Source organism: Coleofasciculus sp. H7-1, assembly GCF_057473865.1.
On record NZ_JBYCCT010000024.1, the window covers coordinates 1 to 22239 of the forward strand.

General features: G+C 48.2%; 24 protein-coding genes and 1 pseudogene. 12 read left to right on the forward strand and 13 right to left on the reverse strand.

The window, feature by feature from the left end:
* From AC2VDX_RS06550 to AC2VDX_RS06580, 7 genes are all read left to right on the forward strand, one after another.
* A partial coding sequence (locus AC2VDX_RS06550; RefSeq protein ID WP_378176732.1) for a photosynthetic reaction center family protein occupies positions 1 to 242 on the forward strand: 242 nt, incomplete at its 5' end.
* A 687-nt stretch (positions 243 to 929) separates the two neighbouring features.
* Positions 930 to 1007, forward strand: a complete 78-nt coding sequence (locus AC2VDX_RS06555) for a hypothetical protein (RefSeq protein WP_486928124.1) — start codon at positions 930 to 932, stop codon at positions 1005 to 1007.
* A 160-nt stretch (positions 1008 to 1167) separates the two neighbouring features.
* Positions 1168 to 3276 carry an iron uptake porin gene (locus AC2VDX_RS06560; RefSeq protein WP_378176730.1) on the forward strand — a complete coding sequence of 703 codons (2109 nt, stop codon included), beginning with the start codon at positions 1168 to 1170 and terminating at the stop codon, positions 3274 to 3276.
* A 197-nt stretch (positions 3277 to 3473) separates the two neighbouring features.
* Complete coding sequence (locus AC2VDX_RS06565) at positions 3474 to 5471, forward strand: iron uptake porin (protein WP_378176727.1); 1998 nt, start codon at positions 3474 to 3476, stop codon at positions 5469 to 5471.
* A 243-nt stretch (positions 5472 to 5714) separates the two neighbouring features.
* Entirely contained in the window at positions 5715 to 6152 is a 438-nt protein-coding gene (locus AC2VDX_RS06570) for an RrF2 family transcriptional regulator (RefSeq protein ID WP_378176724.1), read from the forward strand.
* Between the two features lie 116 nt (positions 6153 to 6268).
* Positions 6269 to 7231, forward strand: coding sequence for a cysteine synthase A (gene cysK / locus AC2VDX_RS06575; protein WP_378176721.1), 963 nt, complete (start codon positions 6269 to 6271; stop codon positions 7229 to 7231).
* 106 nt (positions 7232 to 7337) lie between these two features.
* Positions 7338 to 8093 (forward strand): J domain-containing protein, encoded by a 756-nt coding sequence (locus AC2VDX_RS06580; protein WP_378176718.1) that lies wholly within the window; start codon positions 7338 to 7340, stop codon positions 8091 to 8093.
* 235 nt (positions 8094 to 8328) lie between these two features.
* Here AC2VDX_RS06580 and AC2VDX_RS06585 read toward each other — a convergent pair whose 3' ends face one another.
* From AC2VDX_RS06585 to AC2VDX_RS06610, 6 genes are all read right to left on the reverse strand, one after another.
* Complete coding sequence (locus tag AC2VDX_RS06585; RefSeq protein WP_378176715.1) at positions 8329 to 8979, reverse strand: hypothetical protein; 651 nt, start codon at positions 8977 to 8979, stop codon at positions 8329 to 8331.
* Between the two features lie 193 nt (positions 8980 to 9172).
* Entirely contained in the window at positions 9173 to 10336 is a 1164-nt protein-coding gene (corA, locus tag AC2VDX_RS06590) for a magnesium/cobalt transporter CorA (RefSeq protein WP_378176712.1), read from the reverse strand.
* A 546-nt stretch (positions 10337 to 10882) separates the two neighbouring features.
* Entirely contained in the window at positions 10883 to 12571 is a 1689-nt protein-coding gene (gene groL, locus AC2VDX_RS06595; RefSeq protein WP_378176709.1) for a chaperonin GroEL, read from the reverse strand.
* A gap of 111 nt (positions 12572 to 12682) precedes the next feature.
* The gene (locus AC2VDX_RS06600; protein ID WP_378176706.1) at positions 12683 to 12841 is read right to left on the reverse strand and encodes a hypothetical protein; all 159 of its coding nucleotides are present in this window, start codon (positions 12839 to 12841) and stop codon (positions 12683 to 12685) included.
* Between the two features lie 35 nt (positions 12842 to 12876).
* Positions 12877 to 13158, reverse strand: a complete 282-nt coding sequence (locus AC2VDX_RS06605) for a hypothetical protein (protein ID WP_378176703.1) — start codon at positions 13156 to 13158, stop codon at positions 12877 to 12879.
* The gene (locus tag AC2VDX_RS06610) at positions 13148 to 13444 is read right to left on the reverse strand and encodes a BrnT family toxin (RefSeq protein WP_378176701.1); all 297 of its coding nucleotides are present in this window, start codon (positions 13442 to 13444) and stop codon (positions 13148 to 13150) included. Before AC2VDX_RS06610 ends, AC2VDX_RS06605 begins: the two co-directional genes overlap by 11 nt.
* 756 nt (positions 13445 to 14200) lie before the next feature.
* Between AC2VDX_RS06610 and AC2VDX_RS06615 the strand changes: the two genes are divergently transcribed.
* Positions 14201 to 15280, forward strand: a complete 1080-nt coding sequence (locus AC2VDX_RS06615) for a M4 family metallopeptidase (RefSeq protein ID WP_378176698.1) — start codon at positions 14201 to 14203, stop codon at positions 15278 to 15280.
* Between the two features lie 66 nt (positions 15281 to 15346).
* Here AC2VDX_RS06615 and AC2VDX_RS06620 read toward each other — a convergent pair whose 3' ends face one another.
* The gene (locus AC2VDX_RS06620; protein ID WP_378176695.1) at positions 15347 to 15646 is read right to left on the reverse strand and encodes a protealysin inhibitor emfourin; all 300 of its coding nucleotides are present in this window, start codon (positions 15644 to 15646) and stop codon (positions 15347 to 15349) included.
* A 122-nt stretch (positions 15647 to 15768) separates the two neighbouring features.
* Complete coding sequence (fabG, locus tag AC2VDX_RS06625; RefSeq protein WP_378176692.1) at positions 15769 to 16533, reverse strand: 3-oxoacyl-[acyl-carrier-protein] reductase; 765 nt, start codon at positions 16531 to 16533, stop codon at positions 15769 to 15771.
* Positions 16534 to 16681: 148 nt separating this feature from the next.
* On the opposite strand from fabG, the gene trxA reads away from it, so the two are divergent.
* Both trxA and AC2VDX_RS06635 read left to right on the forward strand, forming a co-directional pair.
* Entirely contained in the window at positions 16682 to 16999 is a 318-nt protein-coding gene (gene trxA / locus AC2VDX_RS06630; RefSeq protein ID WP_378176689.1) for a thioredoxin, read from the forward strand.
* A gap of 177 nt (positions 17000 to 17176) precedes the next feature.
* Complete coding sequence (locus AC2VDX_RS06635; RefSeq protein ID WP_486928123.1) at positions 17177 to 17353, forward strand: hypothetical protein; 177 nt, start codon at positions 17177 to 17179, stop codon at positions 17351 to 17353.
* A 107-nt stretch (positions 17354 to 17460) separates the two neighbouring features.
* On the opposite strand, the gene psb29 is transcribed toward AC2VDX_RS06635, so the two are convergent.
* Entirely contained in the window at positions 17461 to 18201 is a 741-nt protein-coding gene (gene psb29 / locus AC2VDX_RS06640; RefSeq protein WP_378176686.1) for a photosystem II biogenesis protein Psp29, read from the reverse strand.
* A gap of 217 nt (positions 18202 to 18418) precedes the next feature.
* Here psb29 and AC2VDX_RS06645 point away from each other — a divergent pair, with 217 nt between their 5' ends.
* Positions 18419 to 19033: a chromophore lyase CpcT/CpeT gene (locus AC2VDX_RS06645; protein ID WP_378176683.1), complete on the forward strand. Its 615-nt coding sequence runs from the start codon at positions 18419 to 18421 to the stop codon at positions 19031 to 19033.
* Between the two features lie 53 nt (positions 19034 to 19086).
* On the opposite strand, the gene AC2VDX_RS06650 is transcribed toward AC2VDX_RS06645, so the two are convergent.
* The 3 genes from AC2VDX_RS06650 to hemF form a co-directional block, all read right to left on the reverse strand.
* Positions 19087 to 19455: an STAS domain-containing protein gene (locus AC2VDX_RS06650; RefSeq protein WP_190411700.1), complete on the reverse strand. Its 369-nt coding sequence runs from the start codon at positions 19453 to 19455 to the stop codon at positions 19087 to 19089.
* A 263-nt stretch (positions 19456 to 19718) separates the two neighbouring features.
* A complete protein-coding gene (locus AC2VDX_RS06655) occupies positions 19719 to 20141 on the reverse strand; it encodes an STAS domain-containing protein (RefSeq protein WP_378176679.1) in 423 nt (140 codons plus the stop codon).
* 70 nt (positions 20142 to 20211) lie between these two features.
* Positions 20212 to 21258: an oxygen-dependent coproporphyrinogen oxidase gene (gene hemF / locus AC2VDX_RS06660; protein WP_378176675.1), complete on the reverse strand. Its 1047-nt coding sequence runs from the start codon at positions 21256 to 21258 to the stop codon at positions 20212 to 20214.
* 371 nt (positions 21259 to 21629) lie between these two features.
* On the opposite strand from hemF, the gene AC2VDX_RS06665 reads away from it, so the two are divergent.
* Positions 21630 to 22124 (forward strand): SRPBCC family protein, encoded by a 495-nt coding sequence (locus tag AC2VDX_RS06665; protein ID WP_378176672.1) that lies wholly within the window; start codon positions 21630 to 21632, stop codon positions 22122 to 22124.
* A 12-nt stretch (positions 22125 to 22136) separates the two neighbouring features.
* On the opposite strand, the pseudogene AC2VDX_RS06670 reads toward AC2VDX_RS06665, so the two are convergent.
* Positions 22137 to 22239 (reverse strand): annotated as a pseudogene (locus AC2VDX_RS06670) (IS1 family transposase); the annotation flags it as partial.

Here is a 22239-nt window from a genome sequence, read left to right on the forward strand (position 1 = left end):
TTGTCCCCGTCACCGGATTGTGGATGAGTTCGATTGGGATTGTTGGTTTAGCCTTGAATCTGCGGGCTTACGACTTTGTTTCCCAGGAACTGCGGGCGGCAGAAGATCCTGAGTTTGAAACGTTCTACACCAAGAATATTCTGCTCAATGAGGGCATCCGGGCTTGGATGGCTCCTCAGGATCAGCCCCACGAGAACTTTATCTTCCCTGAAGAGGTTCTGCCTCGCGGTAACGCACTGTAATGTCAGGAGTGAAATATTGAGTTAATTTTTTCTAACTCAGCATGGGCGGGGCGACCCCGCTCATACAGCACTCCTCATTGAACGATACCCCGCTAGTGGCGGGGTATTTTTTTTTAAGCCAGTCCCTATCCGCTCTAGCGTATGCTATTCTAAATGAAGGGAATGAATCCAAATGCGATCGTTACCCTACTCCTTTTGAGAATTAGACCGTTCAGGCAACAAGGAGGTGATGCCCATGAGTGATAGTAGTAAATTTATGGGTCATCAAATTAGCGTCAACCGGCTGAGCGTCGGAGCTGTTCTCTAAAAGCCAGTTTTAATCCCCTAGTGAGATTAACAAAGGCTGAAAGAGCTAGGCTGGTATTGGAGTTCCTTCCGGCAGTCTGGTGCTAATTTGAAGACCCGCTAGACCGCCCTCACATTGAGTGTAATGGTAATACCAAAACGCTTCCCGTGAGGGCGGATAGTTTTTTGGGGGCTTTTTTTTCGGGAAGGCGATGGCGCAGATACTCAGCGACCCTGGAATTAACGACAGCTATTAAGTTAGACAGGGAGAGAAAAAACGCAGTGTCAGAGGAAATTAAAAGAATTTGGAGAAGCGATCGCCCAGATTAAATAGTTAGTTGCTGCATCTGAACAAGCAAAGCATCATCTAGAGAAATTTCGTACAATAAAGTAACGCTTACACTGACAACAGACGATAGCGATAGGTTGACGGAAAAAGACTTTGATCGGGCGCAAGTCATTTTTAAAGGGGTGACTTAGGTCATCCGAAAAATACCCGAAAAATCTCAATAAGCGCTCTAGTAATCATTTCAGGCGCTAGTGAGGTGGTGGCAGCGTCCGATCTGTGTTACGATGACTTGAAAAATCAAGAAGGATTGTCACTCTTTCTGAAAAAGTGTGTGTGAGGAAAAGAGGAAAGATGGCTAAATTAATGTGGAAATCTCTGCTAGTAAGTCCAGCAGTTTTGGGAGCAGCACTCGTGCTTTCTTCAGCAGCGATCGCGGCTGAAAAGCCCGTAACATCTGAAGTGATTCAACCCCAAACGACTGAGGCAAACCTACCAAAAGTGCAGCCAGTGGCTTTGGTTACTGCACCCCAAGCCCCGGAAGCTAGCTCAGTCCCCGTGTTTTCAGCAACCGCCAAATCAGCCGAAGCGCTGACTACAGTTGAGGTTGAAACGCCAGAACAGTTGGCAGTAGCGCCGATTCAAGATGCAGCAACCGCTAACTCAGCCGAAGCGCTAAAGGTAGAGAAGCTCGATAGCACGTCTGTAACTGTAATGCCAGCAGTAGAGACGCCAGAACAGTTGGCAGCAACGCCCATTCAGGACGCAGCAACCGCCAACTCAGCCGAAGCTCTAGGGGTAGACAACAGCGTGTCGGTTCCGATGGCAGCACCGACAAACTCAACGCTAGCTCAAAGCGCCCCAGCAGCGAATACGGTTGACAGCAACAGTGTTTTAGAACAAATCAACCGCTACAGTCGGGAAGGAAATAATTCCCAAAGCCAAGTCACCAACGTATCCCAACTGTCGGACGTGGAACCAACAGACTGGGCTTACGAAGCACTGCGAAGCCTGGTAGAGCGCTATGGATGTATAGCAGGATATCCGGATGGCACCTATCGGGGCAACCGGGCAATGAGCCGTTATGAATTTGCGGCGGGTTTGAATGCTTGTTTGCTGCAAATAGAGAAATTAATTGCCGCTTCTACAGCAGATTTCGTCACCAAAGAAGATTTATCGACACTGCAACGGCTGATAGATGAATTTGGGGCAGAACTGGCAACCCTGCGGACGCGGGTAGATAACCTGGAAGGACGGACGACATTCCTGGAAAACCATCAGTTCTCGACAACCACCAAACTGGTGGGTGAAGCGATATTCGCAGTCACTGATGGATTTGGGGATAACGACGACGACACCAATCTCGTCTTCGGCGACAGAGTGCGTTTAGACTTGCAAACCAGCTTCACGGGTCGAGATAAGTTGCACACCCGTTTGGCAGCAGGGAACCTCGCCGCTTTCGGCTTTGGTACCCCTACCGCTGGCGGTCCAGTTCCTACGTTTGAGGGAACCCAGACTTTTAACCTCGGCTTCGGCAATGAAAACAACAACAACATTGGCTTAGACTGGCTGGCGTATGAGTTCCCGTTTGGCTCTTCCCAAGTTTACGTTTCAGCCACGGGAGGACGCCATTCCGACTACACCCCTGTGCTGAATCCTTACTTCTATAACGGAGTCAGTGACAGCGGTAGCGGTTCGCTCTCAACCTTTGCTCAGTACAGCCCCATTTATCGCATCGGGGGTGGTGCTGGTGCTGGTCTGAGACTGGGTGTGGGCAGGGCACCGATTCTCGGCCCTACTTCCTTAACTGTGGGTTACTTGGCAGATAATGATTCCGCGAATAACCCAGGCAGCGATTTTGGTCTGTTCAACGGGGACTATTCGGCGTTGGCGCAGCTCAATTTTACCGTTAGCGATCGCTTCGGCTTGGCTGCAACCTACGTCCACGGCTACCATAATTCAGGCAACCCGATATTCGATATCGGTCGCGGAGAGGGTGTAGTCGGTAATGCCTTGGCTAATAATCCAGGAGACATCGGTGCCTTAATAGGTTTACCTTCATCTCCAGTGGTAAGTAACTCCTACGGATTACAAGGTGCCTTCCGATTGGGTGACAGAGTTTCACTCAGTGGCTTTGTCTCTTATAGCGACGTCAGAGTCATTGGCGACGGGGATGGTGAAATCTGGAGCTATGGAGTTGGGGTAGCCTTCCCAGACCTAGGTAAGCGAGGTAACGTTTTGGGTATCTTCGCTGGTGCCCAACCATATCTTGGAAGTCTCGAACTTGACGGTACTCGGGTTCCAGTCGATAAAGATCGAGGATACCACGTTGAAGCTTTCTACAAGTACCAGCTGACTGAAAACATTTCAGTGACTCCCGGCGTCATCTGGCTGACGGGTGTCAACCAGCAGGAGGGCGACGACTCCTATATCGGTACGCTCAGAACTACGTTCAGCTTCTAGGGACACAAAGTTTAGGCGACTGGGTTAATCCAACTTGCCCAATATTGTGAAATGAAATCAGTAAAGCCTCGCTCAATGCGGGGCTTTTTTGTATGATTTATTACCTAATGCCATTTCTGGGCTGTGGTAGGATGACTTGAAAAATTAAGAAGGATGTCAATCTTTCTGAAAAGGTGTGTGTGAGGAAAAGAGGAAAGATGGCTAAATTTATCTGGAAATCGCTGGTATTCAGCCCAGCAGTTTTGGGGGCAGCACTGGTGGTTTCATCGGCAGCGATCGCCGCCCAAACGCCTGCTGCTAAAGAAGTGATTCAGCCCCAAACGGTAGAGGCAAATCTACCAGAATTGCAGCCAGTAGCGATCGCTACTGCGCCAGAAACCCCAACAGTCAGCTCAATCCCTGTGTTTTCAGCAACCGCTGAGAAGTCAGAGTCAGGGCAGAAAGTTGCTGCGACAGAAGCGCCAGAACAGTTGGCAGTCGCACCCAGCCAGGATGCAGCAACCGCCGACTCAGCTCAAGCACTAGGGGTAGAAACGATTGAAGGCACATCTGTGCCAGTGATGCCAGCAGCCGACTCAACGCTAGCTCAAACCATGCCAGCAGCAAATACGGTTGGCAACAACAGCGTTTTAGAACAAATCAATCGCTACAGTCAGGAAGGAAATAATTCCCAAAGCCAAGTCACCAACGTATCCCAACTGTCGGACGTGGAACCAACAGACTGGGCTTACGAAGCACTGCGAAGCCTGGTAGAGCGCTATGGATGTATAGCAGGATATCCGGATGGCACCTATCGGGGCAACCGGGCAATGAGCCGTTATGAATTTGCGGCTGGTTTGAACGCTTGTTTGCTGCAAATAGAGAAATTAATTGCCGCTTCTACAGCCGATTTCGTCACCAAAGAAGATTTATCGACACTGCAACGGCTGATAGATGAATTTGGGGCAGAACTGGCAACCCTACGGACGCGGGTAGATAACCTGGAAGGGCGGACGACATTCCTGGAAAACCATCAGTTCTCGACAACCACCAAATTGGTGGGTGAAGCGATCTTCGCAGTCACGGACGAGTTTAGCGATCGCGAGGACACCAATACCATTTTTGGCGACAGGGTTCGTTTAGACTTCCAAACCAGCTTCACGGGTCGAGACACCTTGCACACCCGTCTGGCTGCTGGTAACACTACACCTTTTCGACCTGAGGGTTCATTCGAGGGAGCCCAGACCTTTGACCTCAACCCCGGTGGCAACAACGATATCTTTCTAGACTGGCTGGCTTATGAGTTCCCCTTTGGCAGCTCAAAAGTTTACCTAGCCGCTGCGGGAGGAATTCATGCCGACTACGTTCCCGTCCTCAACCCTTACTTTTATGACGGAGACGGAGGTACAGCCGCACTTTCGTTATTTGCTCAGCAGAGTCCCATCTATCGCATCGGTGGCGGTGCCGGTATCGGGATCAGACTCGGTGTAGGCAGGGCACCGATTCTCGGTCCCACTTCATTAACAGTGGGTTATCTGGCAGATAATGCGAATAACCCTGCTGAGAAGCTTGGTCTGTTCGGCGGGGACTATTCTGCCCTCGCTCAACTCAACTTTACCGTTAGCGATCGCTTGGGCTTAGCTGCAACCTACGTCCACGGCTACCATAACCGGGGTGACGGTATTTTCGACCTTGGTGGAAGTCCTCGCACGGTTGGTAATAGCCCGATAACAGGTACTCGCGGGGCTAACGATCCAACTCTGGCAACTGGAACAGGCGCTCGGTTTCCATTAGTACTGGCTAGGGATACCGCAATGATCACTAACTCCTATGGTCTTGAGGCTGCCTTGCGACTGAGCGACAGATTCTCCCTGAGCGGCTTTGTTGGTAAGACTGATATTAGCGCCGTTAAAAATAGTACCAGAGGCGATGTCTGGTACTACGGATTAGGTGTGGCTTTCCCAGATTTGGGTAAGCGGGGGAATATCCTAGGGATTTTTGCGGGTGTAGAACCCTACTTGGCAGGTCTTGAAGTTCAAGGCGAACCCGTAGGAATTAAGAACGATCTCTCCTATCACCTGGAAGGATTCTACAAGTACCAGCTGACGGATAACATCTCTATAACTCCCGGCATCATCTGGATTACTGCTCCCAACCAAAACGACGATAACGATGATGCCGTTATTGGCACGCTCAGAACGACGTTCAGCTTCTAGGGAGACGGAAGTAGTAGTCTGCACATTGCGAGGACAGATGGTAAGGGGTAAGAGGTCATTACTCCCTCTGCCCCTCTTATCCCTTGATCCCCTGCTCCCAGCTTTTCTGTAGTAAATTTTGCGAACCCGGTTATGCCCCGTATGAGCGGGGCTTTTTTGTTGACGAATGCTTAAACCAGCAAACTCCGGTGGAGAACCGGGGTATACTGGAATTGACGATCCCTCACACTCGATCTCAAGCTTGTGGAACTTTCCTGTAAAACAGAATATGCGCTTTTGGCTCTGTTAGAGCTAGCGTGTCACTACAACGACAACGAACCATTACAAATTCGGCAGATTGCGGCTCAACAAAATATCCCCGATCGATATTTAGAACAGCTGCTGGCGACATTGAGGCGTGGTGGTTTAGTGCGTAGCCAACGCGGAGCAAAGGGAGGCTATTTGCTGGCACGGGAACCCTGGAAAATTACGCTCTTAGAAGTGGTGAGTTGCCTGGAAGGATTGGATGTCAAACCCTCTGAGAGCGACAACACTTCCAAAACGGTAGAAAGTGGCGTGGTAGAGGAAATCTGGCAGGAAGTGCATCAAACAGCCAATTCGGTCTTGCAAGGATACACACTCCAAGATTTAGCAGAGAAACGGGATTCTAGGCGTCAGCTAGACATCATGTATTACATCTAAAAATTGAAACCTAAAAATTAAAAATGAAGTATGCTTCTTTGAATTTTTAGTTTTGCATCTTTTAATGATTGATGTTGACTTCTGACTCCTCATAACCAAGAAAAAAACTAAAATCTATGCGGATTGCTCAAAACATTACAGAATTAATCGGTCGGACGCCTTTAGTACAGTTGAACCGCATTCCCCAAGAAGAAGGCTGTTTGGCTCGGATTGTGGTGAAATTGGAGGGCATGAACCCAGCTGCCTCGGTCAAAGACCGCATTGGGGTGAGTATGATTAATGCGGCAGAAGAACAGGGGTTGATCCACCCAGGCAAAACAATCTTAGTGGAACCGACTTCTGGAAATACTGGGATTGCTCTAGCGATGGCGGCAGCAGCCAAGGGCTATCGGCTGATCTTGACGATGCCAGACACGATGAGTACAGAACGACGGGCGATGCTGCGGGCTTATGGAGCAGACCTGGAACTGACCCCCGGCATTGAGGGGATGAGCCGCTGCATTCGTAGGGCGCAGGAGATTGTTGACAGCACGCCTAATGCTTATATGCTGCAACAGTTTAGCAATCCAGCCAACGTCCAGATTCACCGGGAAACCACGGCTCTAGAAATCTGGGAGGATACAGATGGGCAGGTGGATATCCTGGTAGCTGGAGTGGGCACTGGCGGCACGCTGACGGGTGTGGCAGAGGTGATTAAAGCACGGAAACCGGGTTTTAAAGCGATCGCTGTCGAACCCATCAGTAGCTCAGTGTTGTCGGGCGGACGCCCTGGTCCCCATAAAATTCAGGGCATCGGTGCTGGGTTTATTCCCCAAGTGCTGAAAGTTGAGCTGATTGATGAGGTGATCGCGGTGACAGATGATGATGCGATCGCTTACGGTCGTCGTCTTGCTCGTGAAGAAGGACTGCTTTCCGGCATTTCTACGGGTGCTGCCCTCTGCGCTGCCATCAAGGTCGCTCAGCGCCCCGAAAATGAGGGGCGATTGATTGTCATGATTCAGCCCAGCTTTGGAGAACGCTATTTAAGTACGCCCCTGTTTCAAGATCCAGAACCGCGAGTGCCAGCTGTCCTGGGTTGACGTTACAGTAACTGTTAGTCGTCATTAGTTCAAAGGTCATGAGTCATCAGTCATCAGCAACCACTAATGACTGATGACTGATGACTGATGACAAAAAGCTATTTCCATGACAGATTCCACTCACTACGACACCCTTGATGTTAGTCCCGCAGCGACTCCGGTACAAATCAAGCAAGCCTACCGGCGTCTAGTGAAGCTGTTTCATCCAGACGGTAATCGCGAAACAGCTAACCACGAGCAAATTGTCCGGATTAATGCTGCTTACGAAGTATTGGGCGACCCTCAACAGCGGCAGTCTTACGACCAGATGCTGCTCAAACGCCTGAGACACGAGCAATCGGTTAGCAATCATTCGTCGCAACAAGCCGAATCATCAGCAACTTATGCTTCAGCGCGATCGCAGCGACAACAGCAAGCCGACACCGAAAAACGATACTACGCGCACCGACAGACAGCACTAGATGCCGACGAGCAACTGGAGCAATGGCTCAAGACAGTCTATGTGCCGGTCAATCGCCTGATCTGTCGCATTCTCAACCCTCTGGCAGAGCAACTAGACCAACTCTCAGCCGATCCTTTTGATGATGAACTGATGGAACAATTTCAGGCTTACCTGAAAGAGTGTCGCCACTATCTCAAACAAGCTCAGATGGCTTTTCGTTCTTTGCCTAATCCAGCCAATGTTGCTGGCGCAGCAGTTCACCTTTACTACTGTCTCAATCAAGTAGCAGATGGCATTGAAGAGTTAGAGCTTTTTACGCTCAACTATGATGAAGGCTACCTGCACACAGGTCAAGAACTTTTTAGAATTGCCACTGGTTTACGCTGCGAAGCGCAATACGCCGTCAAAGACATTGCTTAACAATTAAAAATTTAAAATTGAACAATTCTAGGACTTACGCATTGACAGGAAATATCAAATATGAGGTACGGGTTTGGGGCATTCAAACTTCATTTTTCGACGATTAAATAGCGATCGCTATTTATCTGAAGTTAATCCCCAAAAGCCTGAAACAACAGAATTTAGTTAATACACATAATGGTAAATTTGTACAGTGCGTAAGTCCTAAATTCCTCAATTTTTAATTTTTAATTGTTTATCTGGGCTTCCAACTCATCACATCTGTCCAAGGAGCTTTTTTAACTGTAAAGTCACAAGACAAAATGTGAATAACGGAATTGCCCGTCTCACCAGTAGACCTCAATAGATGCAGCACCAGCATCAGAGAAAATTGCAGTGTATTATCAGTACCAGAGAGTTTTTTGAGCTTGGATGGATCGAAAAGGGGAGCTGAGATTTTCAAAACATCGGTTTGTGAGTCGCGCTGGAGAACCTCTTCAACAGTTAATTTTTCTTTGAGAGTTTTTCCAGCTCCAATGAAGCTAAAAACTTGATGCTGGGAGAGATCCAGGATCATGCTGGGCGTTAGGCGAATCACTCGCCGCGATCGCCCATCAAAATCTGTCAGCGAACTGCGATCCCAGTCTACGTCAATTGAATGATCCGGGGATTGATTGTCAATCTGGATCGATAGTTGGCGCAGCTGATCTAGTTGGTATCGCTTTTCCAGTTTAAATTGGATATCGACGCGATCTTTTAGGTTTTGTGCTTCCAGTTGTCCATTCAAGGATTCCCCATCAAGATGGACAATCACTTGATTTCTATCTACCGATTTAAAGACTCGGTATAAAACGTAAGTGACACAGATGATATAGACAGTCAAAATTAATAAGTTGCGGTCATCCAAAATTAGTAATTGGTAATTGGTAATTGGTAATTGGTAATTGGTAATTAGGGAAAGTGTTAAATTATATATTTTACTTCTTGAACCAAAAAATATTATACTTCAAAAGTAAAAAAATAAAACCAAAACTTTTGTCTCCCATTACTTCTTAGCAAAGAATTACAGGTTATAAGAAAAGTAACTTATGAAAATAAGATTAATCATCCTTAATTGTGGAAAAATTTTCAAACCAGCCACGCTGCCAGAAAAAGTAGATTAAACCAGATGCGATCGCTATCATCAATACCAAGCAAAGCGGATAGCCTAAATACCAATTTAGTTCTGGCATATTGAATGGGGATTTTTCTGTATTAAAGTTCATGCCGTAGATTCCAGCAACAAAAGTGAGGGGGATAAAAATACTGGAAATTACAGTCAAAAGCTTCATAACTTCATTCATTCTGTTACCAACCGAGGACATATAAACATCCATTAAACCAGAGGATAGTTCTCGATATGTTTCCACCATATCCATGACTTGAACTGCATGATCGTAACAGTCTCTTAGGTAAATTCGCACCTCTTCACAAATCAGAGGACTGCCATCTCGAATTAGGGAATTTATAGCATCTCGCTGGGGCCAAATAGCGCGACGGAGTGCCAACAAGTCGCGCCTAACTTGATAGATTTTCTCTAAAGTCTTGCGTGTGGGATTGGCGATAACTTCTTCCTCTAAGTCTTCAATTCGCTCACCATAAACTTCCAGCACCGGAAAAAAGCCATCGATAATTGAATCTAACAGCGTGTAAGCTAAATAATCGGCACCGCGCTTGCGGATAGTGCCCTTATTGTGGCGAATGCGATCGCGCACAGGTGTAAAGCAATCCCGGAGTGGTTCCTCCTGCACAGTGAGCAAATAGTGTTTCCCTACCACAAAACTAACTTGTTCGCTGTAAAATCCATTACCCCTTTCCTTGGGCATCACCATCTGAGTAATAATCACCAGATAATCTTGATGATCTTCCACTTTCGGACGCTGCGGCACATTTACTATATCTTCCAGGACAAGTGGATGTAAATGAAAAACCTGTCCCAATTCTCGCAGAGTGTCTTCACTACCTAAGCCCAGAACATCCACCCAAGAAACTGACTCGGTATCTAAATAAGGCGTACAATCTGACGGTGATTGAATTGGCACGCAGGTGCGATTTGCCTCGTTGTAGTCAATTAAGACAATCTTAGGCGCAGGTGCGTTTAGCGCAAATCTTAGAGTCCCCGGCAAAGTACCGGGTTTATCGTAAAAGTAATCAAACAACGAATCCTCTTTATCATCTTTATTGGGTTGCTTGACTGGAGGAGATTGGGGGCGTCTTTGTGTCATCTGCATTTACCTAATTGTTAATTATCTGATTTCGAGACTTTCCTATTCTAAAGCGTTGCCATGCGCTCTCTTCGCTTTAGGCGCGAAGTACAAGGGAGAAAAGATAAAAGAAGAGTTCATGAATGAAATAGGATTGCTATTTTGCTATTTTATTGATTCCATCTGAATTAATGTCCTTAAGACTCTTATTTTAAATTTTGGTAATTTTCGAGAAATCCAGCTTTTGCATTTTTGACGATATTTTCCCAAACTTAGAATAAAATTGAAGTAACTATTCATCTGTTTTAGTAAACTCTCCTCTATGCAGAAATTTTAAAGTTTCTGCTTATTCAACATTTAATGTGGCAACCTTGAAATCAAAAAGACAAACGTCGTTAAATTTTAACCTGGAATTTTTCAATACTGTATCACTTCACCCATCAGCAATGCCAACAAAAAAGCAGCTTGTCGTTTGAGACAAGCTGCTTTTCTTTCAGCCACAAAGGCGGGCTTTGTTTTTGTAGCCCCAGGTTTCAACCTGTGAGCGCTGTGGGCGCGAACAAGGGACTACATCATGCCGCCCATGCCACCCATGCCGCCCATGCCACCCATGCCACCCATGCCACCCATGCCACCCATGCCGCCCATGCCGCCCATATCGGGGGCACCAGCTCCTTTCTTCTCAGGCTTCTCGACAACCAGGGCTTCAGTGGTCAACACCATCCCGGCAATCGAACCGGCATTTTGCAACGCCGAACGCACAACTTTCGCGGGGTCGATAATCCCAGCAGCGATCAGGTCTTCAAAGGTGTCGGTAGCTGCGTTGTAACCGATATTCAAATCAGTCTCGCGCACCTTCTCGACAATGACAGAGCCTTCGACACCGGCATTATCTGCCATCTGACGCAGGGGAGCTTCTAGTGATTTGCCCACAATGTCAGCACCGACTTTTTCTTCGGCATCCAGGCTATTTTTGATCTCGGAGATTTTCTTGCTCAGGTAAATCAGCGTCGCGCCACCGCCAGGAACGATACCTTCTTCCACAGCGGCTTTGGTAGCGTTGAGGGCGTCTTCAATCCGCAGCTTGCGGTCTTTGAGTTCGGTTTCGGTCGCCGCACCCACCTTGATGACGGCGATACCACCGGCAAGCTTAGCAATTCGCTCTTGCAGCTTTTCTTTGTCGTAGTCGGAATCAGTTGCTTCTAGCTGCTTGCGAATTTGGGCAATCCGCTTTTGCACATCTGCCGTCTTTGCATCACCAGCGACAATGGTAGTGTTTTCTTTATCAATGGTGATTTTACGAGCGGTTCCTAGCATCTCCAGGGAGACGGTATCTAGGCTCAAACCAACTTCTTCTGAGATGAGCTGACCGCCGGTGAGAACGGCGATATCTTGCAGCATTGCTTTGCGGCGTTCGCCAAATCCAGGCGCTTTGATAGCGGCTACATTCAGTACGCCCCGCGCTTTGTTTACCACCAAAGTTGCCAAAGCTTCCCCTTCGATGTCTTCGGCAATAATCAGCAAAGCTTGACCGGAACGGGCAACTTTTTCCAAGACGGGAATCAAATCCTGGATGGAGTTGATTTTCTTATCCGTCATCAATATCCGGACGTTTTCATATTCCACCACCATCCGTTCGGCGTCGGTGATGAAGTAGGGGGAAATGTAGCCGCGATCGATCTGCATCCCCTCGACGACTTCCAGATCCGTTGCCATCGATTTGGATTCTTCAACGGTGATCACACCGTCTTTGGTGACTTTATCCATCGCTTCGGCAATCATTTTGCCGACTTCTTCATCGTTACCAGCGGAGACGGTTGCCACTTGCGCGATCGCACTGCCTTCCACTGGCTTGGCTACCGCTGCAATTTCCTCCACCAAGCGGGCAATCGTTTTTTCGATTCCCCGCCGCAGACTAACTGGGTTCGCCCCAGCCGCTACGTTCTTCAAACCCTCACGAATCATCGCTTGAGCCAGAACCGTTGCCGTAGTCGTGCCATCACCAGCGATATCCTTGGTTTTTGACGCTACTTCCTGAATTAGTCTAGCGCCCGTATTTTCTAAGGGGTCTTCTAATTCAATTTCCTTGGCAACGGTGATCCCATCGTTCACAATCTGGGGTGCGCCAAACTTCTTCTCCAGAAGGACATTCCGTCCCTTCGGCCCCAGCGTAATCTTAACGGCGTCTGCCAGGGCATTTACTCCCCGCTCCAGTGCCCGCCGCGATTCGTCATTAAATGCAATTAACTTCGCCATATTCGGTTTCAAGAGCGCTTCCGATCTTCCAATTTAGCACTCTCTGGTGATGAGTGCTAATGTCTTGGGTGTTTCAAAAGACGAGAGGGCGATCGCGAAGCGCAGAAAAAGTCAGGTCGGCGCAACGCGCCGACCTGTGGTTCGCTCGTTTGTTCGGTGCAGCACTACATAGGCTGATTCACAGCCCCAACATCTAATGTTTAACCTGAATTGGAGACTCACACAAGCGATCGCTCTATCTCCCAGCAGCGGCAAATTATCCTCATTCACCGCTGCAATTTAGATTTAGCTGCAAAATTCTGTCTCTAAGGAATTACTTCACTGAGTGCTGCATGGATCGTCTCATCACTAACACCATGACGTTTCAGGCTAGCAATCAGTGCAGAGACAGTATCACCCTCTAATCGCTCAAGATCGGCTCGAAGTCCCTGACCAATGTAAGCACGAACTAAAGGCTGATAGCCAGAAAATCCCAGTAATGGCGCTACTCGCTTCAAATCTTCAATGACATCTTCGGGAATGCGAATGGTAATTGTCGTCATCGGACGATTTTTATTTAATCGCTTTTTTAGTGCCTCAGCTTTCATAATATTCACGTTCCTTGCGTGTTGCTTTGCGAGCTGAAATAATCCGTATCGTGTCGTTTTCACGCTCAATGTAGACAACGTACAAAAGATTCCACCGTCGATCTAAGCCAATGATGGCATCTCTTTCCTCATTATTGTCGCTGGCATCAACTACAACTAGAAACGGATCGAAGAAGACTTCTGCGGCTTGCTGAAAGGTTACGCCGTCATGGTTACTGGGATTTATCCGTGCCTTCTTCTCGTTCCAGACAAAGGTGACACCATTAAGCACGAAATAGACATCCATACCTCACAGTGTAGGCGAATGTATTTACATTATCAATACGTTTTATTAGGACTTACGCAAGAACTCTCTGAAACTCTTATTCCTTCGTGTCTTGAAGCGTCCTTCGCAGTTCGTTTTTCCATAACTTTGCGTAAGTCCTGTTTATAAAAAGCGGTGGCTGCAATTTGGCTCAATCTCAAACGCTCTTAGCCTCAAATTACTGTTTCTAAATATACTTTTGTGCGGATGAGAGCTGCATTTGAGATTCGATACAGTTTTCAGTAGTTGAGCAGCATGGGGCGATCGCACTTGGGTTGGTACGGTGCTGGAGGCACAAGAGTTAGAGCCGTTGGGGTCATTTAATTCCCAGACTGAGGCAAAAAAGAACGTTACTTAGGCAAAAGGACGACAAGGAGAGTGACGATTCGTCGCTTTCTCTGCGTCCGGAGGAACGTGCTGTCTTAGGCATCCTTGAGGAGTATCTGATGCGGGAGAACAAGCTAGACAAAGCATCCTGAATGCGATCGCTCCAGGCAGTAGCCTTTCTCCCCCAAATAAAGATGAATTGCCTTACTTTGTGTAATCAGTATTAAGCTCAACGCGCAGCACTCTTGGAGGCATTAAGATACAAAATTGATTCAAAAGTATCATCCAAAATCCTTTTGAATAACTTTTTGTAACGAAAATGCCGATTTTTTGATATTTTAAGCGGATCAGATCCATTAGCGGTTAACGAGCTATTTTTTGCCGCTACCTAATTGACAAAGGAGTATATTCATGCAACGAAAAAAGAAAACATCAGCGCGGATGACGGGTTGCCGTCAAGTTCCCCATATCTGTCCTATCTGCTGTATCGTTCCTCCTCATATGCTCAAGGAGGTACTCCAGAATGGCAACGCCGAGCAGCGGGCGTGGGCTTTTCAAACCTTAACCGTGTCAGAACAGTTTCGGGGACGGCGCTTGACGGTGGGGAATATCTCGTTCGCAGTGTCAGCGGGTGAGAAGCGTCGCACCATCTTTGATGCCAAAAATGGCAACGACCTACCAGGCACCTTGGTGCGTAGTGAAGGCGATCCTCCCAGCGGCGATCCCGCGATTGACGAAGCCTACGACGGATCGGGTGCGACTTATGACTTGTACGATCAGGTGTTTGAGCGGAATTCCATCGACGGTCGGGGACTGCGTTTGGACTCGACGGTTCATTTTGGCGTGAAGTATGACAACGCTTTTTGGAACGGCGACCAAATGGTCTACGGTGATGGGGATGGAGAGATTTTTGAACGCTTCACAAAGGCAATTGATGTGATTGGGCACGAGCTAACCCACGGCGTCACCCAATATGAAGCCAATCTGATCTATTACAGCGAATCCGGCGCACTGAATGAATCTTTTTCTGATGTTTTTGGTTCCCTGGTGAAACAGCGGGTTCTCAATCAGACAGCCCAGGAAGCTGACTGGATTATCGGGGAAGGTTTGTTTACCCCCAGCATTAAGGGTGTAGGCATTCGCTCAATGAAGGCACCAGGGACAGCATACGACGACCCAGTGCTAGGCAAAGACCCCCAGCCTGCGACTTATCAAAACCGCTACAAAGGTCTGGAAGATAACGGCGGCGTGCATATCAACTCAGGAATTGGCAACCGTGCCTTTTATTTAGCAGCGGTGGAAATTGGCGGCTACGCCTGGGAAAAGGCAGGGAAAATCTGGTATATTGCTTTACGCGATCGCCTGCGCTCTAGAGCGAATTTTAAACGGGCAGCGAATACTCTCATTACTGTCGCCGGAGAACTTTACGGCGAAGGCTCTAAGGAGCAGAATGCAGTCCGCAAAGGTTGGAAAGAAGTGGGAGTGATTTAAATTAAAAATTAAAAATGCTTGCATTAAAAATGAAGAATTGCCTCTTCCATTTTTAATGCAAGCATTTTACTTTCTGCGTGCGGCTGCCATCAGCCATTCCAGCAGCGGTCTTAAGGTTCCAGGTACGGCGGCTTCACTCACCAAGACCGTATGTTGCTGAGTGTTTTCTTCCACCGTTACCTTGTAGTGAAAGCGGTCGGGCTGGGGAGTGTTGGAAGTGATGGTGGCAGGCAAATCAAAGAAATCAGCTGCGTCAACGAGGAGGCGCAGCTGATTTGCTTCGTTTGCAGGCAGAGTGGTAGTGTCAAGGACTTTTGTCAGGCGCATCCCAGCAAAGCCGCCAGTCCGTTCAAAAGAAATTCGCATAGTTTCCGTCGCGGGGAGCAAGACTAACTCCATAGTAAGCAGTTATGGATGTTGCTCTTTGTCTGCCTCTGTTTTTTCCACTCAGTCCGCGAGTACGCCACTACGCTCACAGTCCTCTGTCGCTATGCCATCACCATGCCGCCGTCTACATTGAGCGTTTGACCCGTGATATACGCCGCAGCAGGATCGGCGGCTAAGAATCGAACTAAACCAGCAACCTCCTCTGGCTGACCGTAACGACCGAGGGGAATGAATTTTAAGATTTCCTCTGATTTGAGATTGCTAGTCATGTCAGTGGCGATAAATCCAGGGGCAACAGCATTCACCGTGATGCCGCGAGTGGCGAGTTCTTTAGCGACGGTTTTAGTAAATCCAATTACTCCCGCTTTGGCAGCGCTGTAGTTTGCCTGACCGGGGTTGCCCATCTGACCGGCAACGGATGAGATATTAATAATGCGCCCTGAGCGTTGCTTCAGCATCACCTTACTGATGGCTCGCGTACACAAAAAGACGCCAGTGAGGTTAAGGTCAATGACGGCTTGCCAATCTTCCGGCTTCATCCGCAACAACAGGGTATCGCGGGTAATTCCAGCATTATTAACCAACACATCAACGCGCTTCCACTTCTCCATCACGGTGTTCAGGAGGGCGTCTACTTGATCGGCTTTGGATACGTCTGCTTGGAGGGCAGTAGCGCTACCGCCTGCTGCCGTAATTTCACTCACGACTTCTTCGGCTGCCCCACTAGAACTGGCATAGTTAATCGCTACATTGGCTCCCTCAGATGCCAATTCTAGGGCGATCGCTCGACCAATTCCTCGTGAAGCGCCGGTAACGATGGCAACCTGTCCGCGTAATCTTTGCTGGCTCTCTGGCAATGCTTCCATCAATAAATTCCTCTCGATCCGTCTACTTATATGAGCGCGGTTGAATAACCGCGCTAACAATCTTAGGTCGATTCGTACCTCGGACTGAACGAATCAATACTCCAAAAGATTACGATTGTCGTGAAAGACCAGAAAACACTTTGATCAAATGGCGACTAAAAAGCAGTTCAACAATTTCCAAGAGTTACTGTCTGGTTCTGAAAAGCCAGTCTTGGTGGATTTTTACGCGACTTGGTGCGGTCCCTGTCAGATGATGGTTCCGATTCTGGAGCAGGTAAGTGCCCAGATGAACGAACGGTTACAGGTTGTAAAAGTTGATACGGATAAATATCCAAACTTGGCGAGCGAATATCAAATTCACGCCCTGCCAACGCTGGTTTTATTTAAAAATAGTCAGGTAGTGGAGCGCATTGAGGGTGTGGTGCCAGCCCCACAACTCATTCAACGTCTACAAGCGTTGGTTTAAGGCTACATCTTGCACCATTCTCAACAAGCCGCCAATCCCGCCCGGAACTCAAGTTCCGGGCTAATAGAATCAAGTCCACTAAAGTGGACTGCAATTCTTCCCAGTCCACTTTAGTGGACTTGATCCTATTAGCCAGGGGTTTGAACCCCTGGCGGGTTAATGCGATAGGTGCAAGATGTGAGTTTAAGGCTACATCGGGATAGGCAGTATCTGGGTGTAACAAATAGCTCTCTGGCGACATCCGGAGCTGCTGACTTAAGCGGACGCGAATATGTACGGGAAATCATATCTTGCAGCCTTCTCGCGTCAGCTGCTTTCGCCAGCCCGGAAATTGACTTCCGGGCTAATATCTAAACTCGGTGAGGATCTAGTGCATCTGGGAGAAGTGCTGCTTCGGGTTGCTGCGATAAAGAGCGATCGCTATCCTATTAGAAGACTTTCCCGACTCCAACACAGGTTGCCTAGTCTTGAGGAGTGCCTGGAGCAATGCTCGATTCTTGAGAACTATTGGGAGGAGCCACCACAACACCTTTATCCCCACGTTGCTCCCGTTTTTTTCGATCCGCTTTTAGCACATCTTCCATAGCCAGCTGCATTTGAGCCATTTTTTCCAAATTGCTGCGATACAGCTCTAAGTCTTTGAGTAATTTATCTTCTGGCAGGTTTAAGGCATTACAGATTTGCTTAAGCGCCTCAATCCGCTGCTTTTCGTCTTTTACCAGATCGGCGTCTGCCACTTCTAGCAGCGTAAATAAACCAATTGCAAACAAACGGCTGTACTTAAACGGAGGATTGTTAGCGAAGGCCTGCACAGCGATCGCGTGCAAGTCATCAGCGCCGTGACTAGGAGCCGTTGGGTTTAACCAGGCAACGATTTCCTTCCCACCCAGACGCATGGCTAATTCTTCCAGCCGCTGGGCATCCTGCTTGTACTGTTGCGGCTCGTTCCCGACTGCTTGACAGAGAGCATCAAAAATCGGTTCTTTATCTCGTTCTGGTCGATAGCCTTGCATGAAGCGGTTAAAGGATGTCACCACGCCCAATGCATAAATGGGGTCGTAGCGAAAGTCCACATTGACCGAAAGCAAGTGCATTTCCACCATCAACTCTTCTACCACCCGCCGGTAGATGGAGTTAATGGGACGGGTGTGTAGGGTATAGAAAGTTCTTTTGGTGTCTGATACAGTGCGGACGTTATTCACCGGAAAATTTTAAGTTTGAGGGCGATGTAAACTCATTGTCACAGCTTTTGGACACCTTTGCCAAGGCAATGTCTTGTAGAGACTCCCGGCGATACAATGCCGGGGATCGCAAAAATTAGTCATTGATAATTGGCAAAAGGGTATTGGCAATTAGAGAAACGCCTTCCTTATCCTAAATTCCGATTACTGATTACCCATTATCGATTAGCCATTCCCTATGACTTTTTCTCCTGAACTAACACTCCTGGCTAAATATATGGCTGGGGAATTTGAGAATCGAGAACAAGCGACAAGAGAACCCGCTTGGTACGTAAACCTCCGCCTTTGGCTGCGACCCGTACCGCTGTTTGCAGAAGATAGCCTCACCCTGTTTGCAGAGCAAGCGAACATCCTGCAACTGGATCGCCCCTATCGTCCTAGGATTCTGCGCCTGCGCCAAAGCGACACCACCGAAGCCTCGCTGATGGTGCAATACTATATGCTCAAAGATCCCGATCGGGTAAGGGGTGCCGGTCAAAATCCAGCGTTGCTGAAGACGCTTACACCGGAACAGATGGAACTTCTTCCCGGCTGCACCCTCGCCGTCACTCAGCAATCCTTAGCCCAAAATACCTATAACTTTTCTACCGCACCCGCGACTGATGCCCGCTGCTGCTTTACCTATCAAGGAGAAACTTACCAGGTTTCTCTGGGGTTTGAGGCTCGGCATCTAGAATTTAAAAGCTATGACAAGGGAATTGACCCCCAAACAGGCAGAGCCATCTGGGGGGCACTGCTTGGCCCCTATATTTTTACTAAGCGGGAAGATTTTTCCGCTGAGCTAGCGATTTGAAGTCAATTGTCATCAATCAAGGACGATTGACTTATTAATGACTCATGACTGGTTTAGCTGACCATGCTGCGGGGCACCCCTTCAAGAGCCTCTTCTTCGGTTTCAAAAATTTCAAACACCGAATCCATCATGGTGACTTCAAACACGAGTTTTGCCTCTGGATGGACGTTACAAATGCGGAAAGAGCCTTTTACTTTGTCAGCATCTCGCATTCCTGCCACCAAGGATGTTAGACCAGAGCTGTCAATAAAATTAACTTGACCGAGATTCACAACTACGTGGCGACTGAGTTTGGAAATACATTCCTGCAACTTCAGGCGAAACTGCCATGCGGTTGTAATATCCAGGCGTCCAGTGGGGGCTAAGACGATGACTGTCGTCCCGTCTTGAGTCGTATGTGTTCTCTGATCGATATGAATCACCAAGACCTCCTTGCTCCGGAAGCTCCGTCTATATTTAATATCTAGAGAGGAGCCGCATTTAAGTACGATTGCTCCCATGATTTGAGCTTTCAGTAGTCTAACTCTAACTTAGATATTAGGACTACCAAAAATTCAGTTCGCCTAATCTTAAAGCAAAGCTTTAAAAAAATTACATCAAATTCGGCTTCTATCTGACTGGATTCGAGCGATCGCCCACTCAGAATAGCACTTAGGGTCATACAGGTAGAAGATTCCCATCTTGGTCACAAACCTGCTTCAGTATCCGGGAAACAGGGGTCGCCTCCTCTTCTAGGGGAGAAGATGGTTCCACGGGCATCCGGGTGGTTGAAGCAGTCGTTACAGTTCTCGTAAATTTCCAATACTGAATCCATCATGGTGATTTCCAGCACCACCTTGGCGGCTGGAAGCAGATTGCAAAGGCGGAAACTCCCGTTTACCTTGTCCGCATCTCGCATCCCTGCCACCAATGAGGTGAGTCCAGAACTATCAATGAAATCCACTCTCCCAAGATTCACGACCACATGACGACTGAATGTATAAAGACACTCCTGTAACTTCACGCGAAATTGCCAAGCTGTGGTGGTATCCAGCCGTCCTGTTAGTGTCAAAACGATAATCGTCGTGCCGTTTTGGGTCGTGTATGTTTTCTGGTCGATGTGAAGCACGGACACTCACCTCAGAGATGGGCAAGTATATCAACCGGGTGCGACGACGGGATTTTTCCCGTAGTCTAACTCAGACCGGGGATTCAGATGGAGGTGTCCAGTTCGCCCAATCTTGTGGCTTTAAGAAAGTTTCATAAAGCTCGGCTTCTGGGGTGTTCGGTTCGGGTTGATAGCCATATTCCCAGCGAACCAGAGGCGGTAAAGACATCAAAATTGACTCGGTGCGTCCGTTCGTCTGAAGACCAAAAATGGTGCCCCGGTCGTAGACGAGGTTAAATTCCACATAGCGACCGCGACGATATAGCTGAAAATTCCGCTGGCGATCGCTATATTCAATTTTCTGACAACGCTCGACAATCGGAACATAAGCCGGTAAAAATGCCTGACCGCAATTCTGCACAAAGGCGAATAAATCTTCCCAGTTGCGCGGGTCTGGCGTACCCACTTGGTTGCTGTAAACAGCCGCTGGCCCCTCGGCGTGCGGGCCGCGATACAAAGCTCCCTGACCATCTTGATAGTCAAAAAAGAGTCCTCCAACGCCCCGCGTTTCTTGCCGGTGCTTCAGATAAAAATATTCATCGCACCAGAGTTTAAAGGTGGGGTAGTACTCTGGGTGATGGGCATCGCAGACTTGCTTCAAAGTGCGGTGAAAATGGGCGACATCTTCCGCAAACGGGTAGTAAGGGGTTAAATCGATCCCGCCGCCAAACCACCAAACTGGCCCTGCCTCAAAGTAGCGATAATTGAGGTGAACTGTCGGGACGTAGGGATTGCGCGGATGCAACACCATTGAGGTGCCAGTAGCATAAAAGCCGTGCCCAGCCGCCTCCGGGCGTTGCGCCAGAATCGACGGAGGTAACTGTTGACCCCAGACTTCAGAAAAATTAACGCCACCCTGTTCAAAAACTGCGCCCTCGCGGAGTACGCGGGAACGACCGCCACCGCCTTCCTCTCGTTCCCAGGCATCTTGTTGAAATTTCCCAACTCCATCTAGTTGTTCCAAACCTTCACAGATTTGGTCTTGCAGCTGCTGCATAAACTGGCTGACCCTAGCTTTCGAGTCATCTGGGGGCAGAACCTTAGCAGAAGTAGTTACGTCCGTCTGAAAAGCTGTCATAATCTCAAGTCAATATTGTTCACAAAAGCGATTGGGAAAGGCAAAAGGTATTGGATTGTATAAATCGGGATGGGAGTTCGCCTGAATTTACCCAGGATACAGGCTTGGTAAGCGCGCGATCGCTTATGCAGCGTCTGCTCGCTTTTCGGGGTGAGGGTGAGCCGCTTTTATAGTGTCAAAGCACTCAACTCTATGCGATCGCAGGGGAACTTACAGCCTATCTTAAATCGGGTCTGCCTGAACCCAAGCAGCATAGTTGAATAAAGCCTCTACAGGCTACTCTCGAAATATCCTACAGGGGGATGCTACCTGTTGATCCCTTGGATTAAAGTAATAAGTTCCCTTAAAGACTCGCTGTGGGGAGGAGTGTTGTGATTCTCAATTTTTCCTTAAAGTTTATCGCTGGTCGAGAGGGTTTTTCCTTTAAGTTTTCCCTAGTTCGGACTTACCGCGCCGTTAGTTCTGCTTCGGTAGATGTCCTGTGGCAAAAATTAATCAATCTCGGCGATGTATCATGGCATCCTCTACTTGCCAGCACCAATGTCCCCAGCGGGTTGATTGCCAAACCGGGACTGATTTACAAGGTAGTCACGCGCTGGCTGCCAATTCCCATTCGGGTTTTTGTTGAGCGCGTCCGTCCCTGTGAGTTACTCAGTGTGAGAATGCTGGCAATCCCAGGAGTTGAGAAACGGGTGACGTACCAGGTAGAATCCACGGTCTGCGGCACGTATGTATCTTATTCAGTGACGTTGCGCGGTTGGTTGTCACCTTTAATTTGGTGGATGATTGGCTCTTACTCAGCCCGTGTTGCCACTGAATTAGCCCAAGCTGCCGAACAGGTTTACAAGCTCAAGGGGCGTTGCTGAATGAAGTATGAATTACGCAAATGCTGGTATCGATTGGTGTTTCAAGTAGTGAAGTAGCAATCTAATAGAGTGTTTCAGCATTTCTTCTGACTTCGAGTAACACAACGTTTTTCGA

What these genes read in the sequence shown, in the direction of transcription:
- corA (WP_378176712.1), bottom strand. Translation starts at nt 10,336, where the DNA reads ATGACACAAAGACGCCCCCAATCTCCTCCAGTCAAGCAACCCAATAAA.
- groL (WP_378176709.1), bottom strand. Translation starts at nt 12,571, where the DNA reads ATGGCGAAGTTAATTGCATTTAATGACGAATCGCGGCGGGCACTGGAG.
- trxA (WP_378176689.1), top strand. Translation starts at nt 16,682, where the DNA reads ATGGCGACTAAAAAGCAGTTCAACAATTTCCAAGAGTTACTGTCTGGT.
- AC2VDX_RS06605 (WP_378176703.1), bottom strand. Translation starts at nt 13,158, where the DNA reads ATGAAAGCTGAGGCACTAAAAAAGCGATTAAATAAAAATCGTCCGATG.
- hemF (WP_378176675.1), bottom strand. Translation starts at nt 21,258, where the DNA reads ATGACAGCTTTTCAGACGGACGTAACTACTTCTGCTAAGGTTCTGCCC.
- AC2VDX_RS06645 (WP_378176683.1), top strand. Translation starts at nt 18,419, where the DNA reads ATGACTTTTTCTCCTGAACTAACACTCCTGGCTAAATATATGGCTGGG.
- AC2VDX_RS06565 (WP_378176727.1), top strand. Translation starts at nt 3,474, where the DNA reads ATGGCTAAATTTATCTGGAAATCGCTGGTATTCAGCCCAGCAGTTTTG.
- cysK (WP_378176721.1), top strand. Translation starts at nt 6,269, where the DNA reads ATGCGGATTGCTCAAAACATTACAGAATTAATCGGTCGGACGCCTTTA.
- AC2VDX_RS06580 (WP_378176718.1), top strand. Translation starts at nt 7,338, where the DNA reads ATGACAGATTCCACTCACTACGACACCCTTGATGTTAGTCCCGCAGCG.
- AC2VDX_RS06620 (WP_378176695.1), bottom strand. Translation starts at nt 15,646, where the DNA reads ATGCGAATTTCTTTTGAACGGACTGGCGGCTTTGCTGGGATGCGCCTG.
- AC2VDX_RS06560 (WP_378176730.1), top strand. Translation starts at nt 1,168, where the DNA reads ATGGCTAAATTAATGTGGAAATCTCTGCTAGTAAGTCCAGCAGTTTTG.
- fabG (WP_378176692.1), bottom strand. Translation starts at nt 16,533, where the DNA reads ATGGAAGCATTGCCAGAGAGCCAGCAAAGATTACGCGGACAGGTTGCC.
- AC2VDX_RS06615 (WP_378176698.1), top strand. Translation starts at nt 14,201, where the DNA reads ATGCAACGAAAAAAGAAAACATCAGCGCGGATGACGGGTTGCCGTCAA.
- AC2VDX_RS06610 (WP_378176701.1), bottom strand. Translation starts at nt 13,444, where the DNA reads ATGGATGTCTATTTCGTGCTTAATGGTGTCACCTTTGTCTGGAACGAG.